General features: G+C 37.0%; 10 protein-coding genes and 3 pseudogenes. 8 read left to right on the forward strand and 5 right to left on the reverse strand.

Annotation, left to right across the window (positions count from 1 at the left end; translation table 11 throughout):
* A pseudogene (locus ACFIL2_RS05085) lies at window positions 1–81 on the forward strand (phage antirepressor Ant); the annotation flags it as partial.
* Window positions 82–122: 41 nt separating this feature from the next.
* Here ACFIL2_RS05085 and ACFIL2_RS05090 read toward each other — a convergent pair.
* Together ACFIL2_RS05090 and ACFIL2_RS05095 are read right to left on the reverse strand one after the other, a co-directional pair.
* Window positions 123–551, reverse strand: coding sequence for a type II toxin-antitoxin system HicB family antitoxin (locus ACFIL2_RS05090; protein WP_375680050.1), 429 nt, complete (start codon window positions 549–551; stop codon window positions 123–125).
* A gap of 69 nt (window positions 552–620) precedes the next feature.
* A pseudogene (locus ACFIL2_RS05095) lies at window positions 621–813 on the reverse strand (hypothetical protein).
* Between the two features lie 302 nt (window positions 814–1,115).
* On the opposite strand from ACFIL2_RS05095, the gene ssb reads away from it, so the two are divergent.
* Both ssb and ACFIL2_RS05105 read left to right on the forward strand, forming a co-directional pair.
* Window positions 1,116–1,568, forward strand: coding sequence for a single-stranded DNA-binding protein (gene ssb / locus ACFIL2_RS05100; protein ID WP_375620506.1), 453 nt, complete (start codon window positions 1,116–1,118; stop codon window positions 1,566–1,568).
* Window positions 1,569–1,580: 12 nt separating this feature from the next.
* On the forward strand, window positions 1,581–2,123 hold the full coding sequence (locus tag ACFIL2_RS05105; protein WP_375680051.1) for a hypothetical protein: 543 nt from the start codon (window positions 1,581–1,583) through the stop codon (window positions 2,121–2,123).
* A 3-nt stretch (window positions 2,124–2,126) separates the two neighbouring features.
* Here the strand turns inward: ACFIL2_RS05105 and ACFIL2_RS05110 are convergent, their stop codons facing one another.
* Window positions 2,127–2,549, reverse strand: a complete 423-nt coding sequence (locus ACFIL2_RS05110) for a type II toxin-antitoxin system HicB family antitoxin (protein ID WP_375649820.1) — start codon at window positions 2,547–2,549, stop codon at window positions 2,127–2,129.
* 20 nt (window positions 2,550–2,569) lie between these two features.
* The gene (locus ACFIL2_RS05115) at window positions 2,570–2,752 is read right to left on the reverse strand and encodes a type II toxin-antitoxin system HicA family toxin (RefSeq protein WP_006589116.1); all 183 of its coding nucleotides are present in this window, start codon (window positions 2,750–2,752) and stop codon (window positions 2,570–2,572) included.
* Between the two features lie 345 nt (window positions 2,753–3,097).
* On the opposite strand from ACFIL2_RS05115, the gene ACFIL2_RS05120 reads away from it, so the two are divergent.
* From ACFIL2_RS05120 to ACFIL2_RS05140, 5 genes and pseudogenes are all read left to right on the forward strand, one after another.
* The gene (locus ACFIL2_RS05120; RefSeq protein WP_375680052.1) at window positions 3,098–3,418 is read left to right on the forward strand and encodes a hypothetical protein; all 321 of its coding nucleotides are present in this window, start codon (window positions 3,098–3,100) and stop codon (window positions 3,416–3,418) included.
* 3 nt (window positions 3,419–3,421) lie between these two features.
* Window positions 3,422–4,003, forward strand: a complete 582-nt coding sequence (locus tag ACFIL2_RS05125; protein ID WP_375676808.1) for a hypothetical protein — start codon at window positions 3,422–3,424, stop codon at window positions 4,001–4,003.
* A 321-nt stretch (window positions 4,004–4,324) separates the two neighbouring features.
* On the forward strand, window positions 4,325–4,816 hold the full coding sequence (locus ACFIL2_RS05130; protein WP_375655526.1) for a Rha family transcriptional regulator: 492 nt from the start codon (window positions 4,325–4,327) through the stop codon (window positions 4,814–4,816).
* 561 nt (window positions 4,817–5,377) lie between these two features.
* Window positions 5,378–6,103: pseudogene (locus tag ACFIL2_RS05135) on the forward strand (phage antirepressor KilAC domain-containing protein).
* Window positions 6,100–6,378, forward strand: a complete 279-nt coding sequence (locus ACFIL2_RS05140) for a hypothetical protein (RefSeq protein ID WP_375635103.1) — start codon at window positions 6,100–6,102, stop codon at window positions 6,376–6,378. Before ACFIL2_RS05135 ends, ACFIL2_RS05140 begins: the two are co-directional and overlap by 4 nt.
* A gap of 63 nt (window positions 6,379–6,441) precedes the next feature.
* Here the strand turns inward: ACFIL2_RS05140 and ACFIL2_RS05145 are convergent, their stop codons facing one another.
* Window positions 6,442–7,488 (reverse strand): Fic family protein, encoded by a 1,047-nt coding sequence (locus ACFIL2_RS05145; RefSeq protein WP_375610735.1) that lies wholly within the window; start codon window positions 7,486–7,488, stop codon window positions 6,442–6,444.
* Window positions 7,489–7,740: the final 252 nt, after the last annotated feature.

The raw sequence follows: 7,740 nt of genomic DNA on the forward strand, positions 1-7,740 counted from the left end.
GATGAAGAGAACAGAAAATACAAAGCCCTTATTAAAGAAGCAAAACAGGTTCTAGCAAGATCTGTCGTAAAAGCTGCTTAGATTTAAAAACATAACTCCCCATTTTAAAAGTGGGGAGGAAGTTAAGCCGCATTTTTGATTGTGATAACAACTTGCTTGCCAAGAACGCTCAGTGCTTGCTCTAGTGTTTGAAGCTTAGTTGGATAATTTGGATCAAGAATGCGTCTTGCTTCTGTTTCTTTTTTACCCAAACGATTAGCCAATTCTGTTTTTGTGATATTCGCTTCATTAAAGGCTTCTACCACTGCGAGCTTAAGAGCATTCCACGCATCTACCGTAACCTCTACAAGGTCTTTATACTGTTGTCGCATTGGTAAAGGCAAACCACGCATAGGATAGCTCCGTAATGCTAACCCTAAAGCTTCAACAGCATTCTCTAATGCCTCTGCTCTATTTTCTCCAGCTGTTATTGCTTCTGGTACATCTGGAAAGGTTACAATAAAACCACCATCTGGATCAGATTCCAGCTTTGCTTGATACGTGTATTCCATGTTTAGGTCTCCTCGCCATGATCGAAATGCTTTTGAAACGAAAAACTAAAAGCGTTTGAATTATAAATTTCATATTCCCAACTGCTTTTTTATTATCTTCACGTAAAGTGGCGTTAATTCACCTGATTTTATAACAGTTGTTTTGTCTCCAAAAGTTACCAAATTAATGTGACCCTTTACCTGCATCAGGAGCTTCACTGTAATGAATGCCTCTTTTTCTGGCTTCTTTACGTAATTCTCTAAGCAGTGCTTCTCGTTTCATTTAGCCTCCCCCTTTTTTCATAAAATGAATATCGCACAAAAAGGTTCGATTGTCAACAATAAATCGAACAAAAAAGTTTGATACAGACTCTTAAATGAAAGGATATTTATTAAAAAGTTAAAAGCAGAAATAAGAAAGCGATGCCATTTGTGTGACATGGTTTTTTGATGAATAATTTGTCAAATAATATTATAATGTAATACTTAAAAAACTGTTATTAATAAACTGAAATAATTGCATAAATATGCAAATTATGCTAAGATTTTTCATGTATAAATTGCTAATCTAATGGGGCTACAAATATGCTAAATAAAGTGACGTTAATCGGGCGCCTTGGTGCTAATCCCGAAAGCAAAACAATGAATTCTGGAGCAGAAATAGTCAATTTTAGTATAGCGACTTCTGAGAGCTATACAGATAAAAAAACCAATCAAAAAGTAGAGAAAACAGAATGGCATTCCGTGGTGATTTTTAATCCACATTTGGCAAAAATTGCACTTCAATATCTAAACAAAGGTTCAAAGGTTTACATAGAAGGAAAATTACAGACACGCAAATGGCAAGATAAAAATGGGCATGACCGTTACACAACAGAGATTGTCTTACCACAATTCAAAGGTGAATTGTATTTGCTTGATGCAAAGAAAGATCAATCGGCATCCCCTACCCCTTCACCTATTACTTCTCAAAATTATGCTATCGCTTCAGGTGCTCAAGATTATAGAACCGCTCTTAACGATAGCGTCCCATTCTGATTGAAAAAAAATATGACAAAAAGAAAAAAACGTGCAAAACGCGGTCGTCCTCGGATTAAAGGATGTATCAGAGAACCAAATGGACGCATCTCACGAGCAAAAACACCGCATGAACCCATGGATAAATTGGCAATTGAAATGCGTGCCAAACGCTTCTGTTTGACCATAGAAGAGGCTAAAAATCCGCTTTCCGGTACCTATATCGGGCGGCTTTATTTGCAAGGCGAAATCAATCAAGACCAATATGATGCTGCACAAAAATATCTTGAAGTGAAAAACAATTACCTATGTGCAAAAGGATTGCCTAATGCAATTTATGATGAAATGCCTACAACTTCTGATAACGGAGCAAGAGAGAAATGGGTACAGAAGGCAACACAACGTCTTTTAGCTGTAAAAGATATTGTTCAAGAAGCCCAATGTTTACACCATCAATATAACCTTCATGCCGCATTACAGTATCTTGTCATAGAAGATCAATCACTACCACACCTTGTGCTTTCATTGCGCATTGCTCTTAATGCGCTTTATAAACATTTTACGCAAAACCGGTAGTTTTCAAGCGGCGTCTTGGATATTAATGGCAACCTCTTTTCCAAGAGCAATGAGAGTGGATTCCAAGGCATCTAATTTGGTTGCGTGGTTTAAATCCAACAATCGGTCAATTTGTGTTGGATGAAGTTTTAAAAGACGTACGAGATCAGCTTTGCGTAAGTTTTTTTCAATCATAGCGTTATGTATTGCAATTTTTAAAGTCACCAATGAAGATACTTCAACAAAAGGATAGGCAATATCACGATGTCCAAAGGGAATAGGTTCACGATCTTGAAAACGCCCCATAATGACTGTTAAAAGTGCATTTTTAGCCTGTTCCAAAGCCTCTTTTTCATCGTTACCATAGGTAATAAATTCCTGAAAGTCTTTAGAGACGACTAGAAGAGTATCATTGTCATCTTTGATAAATTTGATTGCATATTTCATTTACACCTCCATATTCAGGCTTATTTTAGGTCAAGATCTTTAAGAATCTTCTGGACTAATCCTGTTCCTAATTCTTTTCGCGTACCATGCATAGGTAAAACAGACTTTTTAGAACCGCGCTTTACAAGCAAATGTCCACCTTTCCCTGAAGTAAAACTGCAACCATGCTTTATAAGATATCTTTTCAATTCTTGACTATTCATTATAATAATATAACATCTAAAATGTTTCAATACAACATAAATGTTGTATTGAAGGAAAATAAAGAATATCTTTTAAAACACCATATTTAGGTAAAAAAATAAAAAAAATACAAGATCATGATTTTTTTGTTGACATAGTGTAAAAAATCGTATTTAATGACGACACGGCACTGGTCGTATTGTGTCTAAAATTCAAAAATATCCCCAAAAATTCAGCAAAATGTGAACTTGAAGCGTGGCTAGAAAGCCCTGTTTTCTTGCTAATTCTGGCTAATTAATTTTTCACAGAATAAAAATCAATATTTGACTAATGATGTCATTAATTATGACTCAAAAGGAGCAATGATGAAAGCTGTCATCACTAAGCCAATGTGTGTTGTTGGAGACAATAAAAGCACTGTTCGCTTTGAACCATCAACACCCAATAATCCATTTGTTGAAGTTTCCAATCAAGTCTACGCACGTCTCAAGCGTTCAAATGCTGCTAAACCTTTTGTTGATGTTCAAATAAAAATAAAACCCGACAAGACAATTGAACACATTAAGCAGATAGAACAAGAAGCCGTACAAACATCAACTGAATCAGCAGCCGAGGAAATTCCACTCGAACAACCCAAAACACCTAAAGCTTCCAAGCCATCAACATCTACCCCAAAAAAGGCTTAGAAGTTGAAATTAATTATCCACCAAAAATGGTATCTTCAACAGGCAAAAGATACCTTCACAAGCCTTCAAGCCCCTCGCCTTAATTGGGCTCTGCGTAATGCTCTAAACACTGCAGCAAAACAAGTTGAACGCTTTACTGAAAAGCAAGTTGCAGACATCTCATCAGCCCAAATAAAGCGTATAAGAAGAGGTGTTTATATTAAAGAAAAGGCGACAGCAAGGTTTCTTGAGACAGATATCATTGGTTCTGGAACACCAATACCTCTTAAATTTTTTCAAGCAAGAGAAACAAAACGCGGCGTAACTTACACACTGTTTGGAAAGAAAGAAATCTTACCCCATGCTTTTATCAAAGGTGGGTGCTTTCCAAAGTGTGTTGAATTAAAAAAGCTGAATGGTAATGTTTTTCAAAGAGCCGATGGAGATCAATTCCCTATTGCAAAACAAGAAGGACCCTCAATTGCTGGAATGATGTCCAAACCAGAGATTGCAAGTGCTATTGCACAATATGCCAATGAAAGATTAACTGAAAACATACAGAGACAACTTAAACGTCAAGAATATGCTGCCAACAAGAAAGGCTAGATCATGTTCTCAAGCTATGTCACCACACTACTCACAGCAATCTTATTACTTGACAAGATTCACGAAAAACACATATCGTTAAATCAGGTGCCTAGAAAACACCTTGATAGATAGCGGATAGATTGCCGGAACAATCTCTTCCCGCACATTAAGGCTTTGACTCATTCTATGCTCGTCGCATATAATGATCTCGTCGGGTGTAGTTATGCTATACAATACCCTTTTGGGAAAAGCATAACGACGGACTATCTACCGTGTTTTCTAGCACCCGATACCCCTTGAGGTATGAATAGAAGATATCTAAGTAGATAGGAGTTCGTTATGAACAATTTAGTAAATACCCAAACCACGTTAACAATGTCTAGCCGTGAAATTGCGGAATTATGTGATAAAAGGCATGACAATATTGTAAGAGATATTCGACAAATATGTACTGACCTCAAAATTGAGGTGAGTAAATTTCAAGGAAATTATAAGGATTCTACAGGACGTAAATTAGTCTGCTACAACCTACCTAAGCGTGAATGCCTTATCTTAATTTCAGGATACAGTACAGTGTTGCGTGCTAAGATCATTGACCGCTGGATAGAACTCGAGAGTCAAGAACAGACCGATTACGATAATGATACACGCTTTGATTTGCCAAGTTATTGGGAGGGTATGAACGCTGGTGAAAAAGTTTTATATCTTTTAGGTCCTATCCATGTGCGTCTTCTTGATGCTTTCAGAGTAGATGAAGAGAATAGAAAATATAAAGCCCTCATTAAAGAAGCAAAACAGGTGTTAGCTAGATCTGTCACAAAAGCTGCTTAGATTTAAAACATAATCTCATCTTCTCCACTTTCAGAGTGGAGAGGATGTTAATTTAAAGAAGATTGCCAATTATACCTCTCCAATTTCAAAAAAAACGTAATAAAATCAATACAAAAGGTACTTCCCAGCGGGTTTGGTCTGTTGCGGGGCAGGCGAGCGCGAACTATCGCTAGCGACAGAATTTTCAAATTGACTGTACATTGTACACTTAACTCATTGATAAATAATGATTTCAGTGTGTGTACTGTACAGTACGCGATTATTTTTAGATAAAAATTATTTTTATTCTTGACATTGTTGCGTTAATATATATTTTTGAATCAGGTGCCTGAAAACACCTTAAAACATCTAGCGGATTGATTGCCGAAATAATCGATCTTCTGTGCATTGCAAAGGCTTTGACTCATTATATGTGACAAGTGTATAATGACCTCATCGGGTGTAGTTACGCTATACAATACCCTTATGGGGAAAGCGTAACGACGGACTAGATGCCGTGTTTTCAGCACCCGATACCTTTTAAAGGTATCAATGAAAACCTCTAACATCTAGGAGTTCATTATGAACACTCTTATTAAAATTACAGAAAGTGTTGCTAATAGTGCTACCACTCAGACTATGTCGAGTCGTGAAATTGCTGAGTTGTGTGGTAAAAGACATGACCATGTCATGCGTGATATTAAGAAAATACTTGAAGAATTATACACTGAAGGAGGTCTCCCCAAATTTGGGGGCACCTATTTAGACAAGCAGGGAAAGCCTCAAAACTGCTATAACCTCCCCAAGCATGAATGTTTAATTCTTGTTTCTGGTTATAACACTACATTACGTGCAAAAATCATTGACCGCTGACAAGAATTGGAAAAACAAGTAGCAACACCGCAAATTGATTATTCAAGTCCTCAAGCAATGATTGGCTTTTTGACACACCTACAAAACCAAATTGAGCAAAAGGATAACACCATTGCAGAATTAGCATCAAAAGCAGAGGCTTTGGAAGGTTTAAAACGTTCTGATGGGCTGTTCGGTTTGATAGAAGCAGCAAAGATGTTAGAGGTACGACCAAAGGATTTAACTGATTACTTGCGTAAACATGATTGGGTGTATCGGCGTGCTCCAGGAGCGCCACTGTTACCTTATCAGGACAAGATCAAGAAAGGATTTATGGATTGTCCTGCTATTACCATTCAAAGACCTGATGGTACAGAAAAAGTGCTCCCTTCAACAAAAATTACACCAAAAGGATTAGCTTGTTTGAGAGAACAAATCCATGGAGGTGTGCAATGAATACCAGTATAGACTTCTTATGTGATTTGTGGATGGCATTGTATCAGTTTTCTGATCGTGATGATGTTGAAGATAAGACTTTTAATGCCCTCATTGAGACCATGAATGCAATAGAAGAAGCTGTGATTTTAAAACTTCAAGATGAATCGCCAAATGCACTCAGGATTTTAGCAATGATTACAAATTTTGGGTCTTTAAAACCTCCTCCGATTATGGAGCCTTTGTTGAAAGCTTATGAACCTGATTTGGAGAGCCCCATTAAAAAGGTTGCTTAAGTTCAAAAACAGAACTCTCCTCCCCGTTCTCAAAATGGGGAGGTGGTTAAGAAGGCAATAAAATTAAGGTGCGCTATACCAAGTTGATCGTCCACCACCATGACGTATCAAAAGACCTTTTTCAACTAATGATGTAAAAGTTACTTTAAGTGTATTAGGGCTTGCACCAACCTCACGCACCATATCGCGGGTTGTAACACGTCCGTGATTACGCACATAATCAAGAATATTAAGAGCCAATTCAGATAAGGAAAAAAGAGCATTTTTTTCACTCTCTATTTTTATTTCTAATTGGCGTTTTTGTTTTTGTAGAGCACGTAAAAAAAAGAGTATCCAAGGCTCCCAATTGGGTGTTTTAGTATAAATTGTTTTTTGAGTCTGATTCAGAGCTAAGTAATAGCTTTCTTTATTATTCTCAATAATGCTTTCAAGTGATGAATATGGTACATAAACATAACCTTTTTGTAACAAAAGAAGGGTGGTTAAGATACGGCTTAAACGTCCATTTCCATCTTGAAAAGGATGAATAGCTAAAAATGTTACATTAAAAATACCAATCGTAAGTAAAGGATGAAGATCCTTTAATTCATTGGTTTTATTGAACCAAGTAATAAGCTCTTGCATTCGGTATGGTGTATCAAATGGTGTAGCTGTTTCAAAAACAATGCCAACCATTTTCCCTTGAGAATTAAATGCTGCTACATCATTGCGTAAAGTCTTATATTCACCTCGATGTCGTTGATCTTTCTCACTATTACACAAAAGATCACGATGAAGTTGTTTAATATGATTTTCAGTAATAGAAATATCACTCCAAGATTGAAAGATTGTTTCCATAACCTTGGCATAACCGATAACTTCTTGTTCATCACGACTCTTGAAACGTTTAATTTCTAAGTTTACCAAAAGCTGTTCGATTTCGCGGTCTGTTAACTTACTCCCTTCAATGCGTGTAGAAGATCCAATACTTTCAACAGTAGCAATATGGCGAAGGGCGTTCAATCTTTCAGGGGCAAGAGTACCAAGTGCGCGCCATGCCCCTTTGAACTCATCAATTTCAGCAATGAGAGCCAACAATTCTTGTGTAATTTGGAGTGTATCTGTTTTCATACCGGAATATATACCCGATTATACCCGATTGTCAATCATTCGTAACACCGTAAACTCTTACTTCTTATGGCAGAGAAAAAGGCAAGGAGCAACTATGACAAAGAAGCATCGTAAGGGTTTATCGGTTCGTGCGTTTGCGAAGAAGATGGGTGTTTCACATAATGCAGTGGCTTCTCGGATAAAGACAGGTAAATTTGATGCGGCTCTTTTTGAAGATGGTTCTGTTAATGAAGCGCTTGCAACAGCTATCTG

Source organism: Bartonella sp. AP30XZML, assembly GCF_042195945.1.
Classification (GTDB): Bacteria; Pseudomonadota; Alphaproteobacteria; order Rhizobiales; family Rhizobiaceae; genus Bartonella.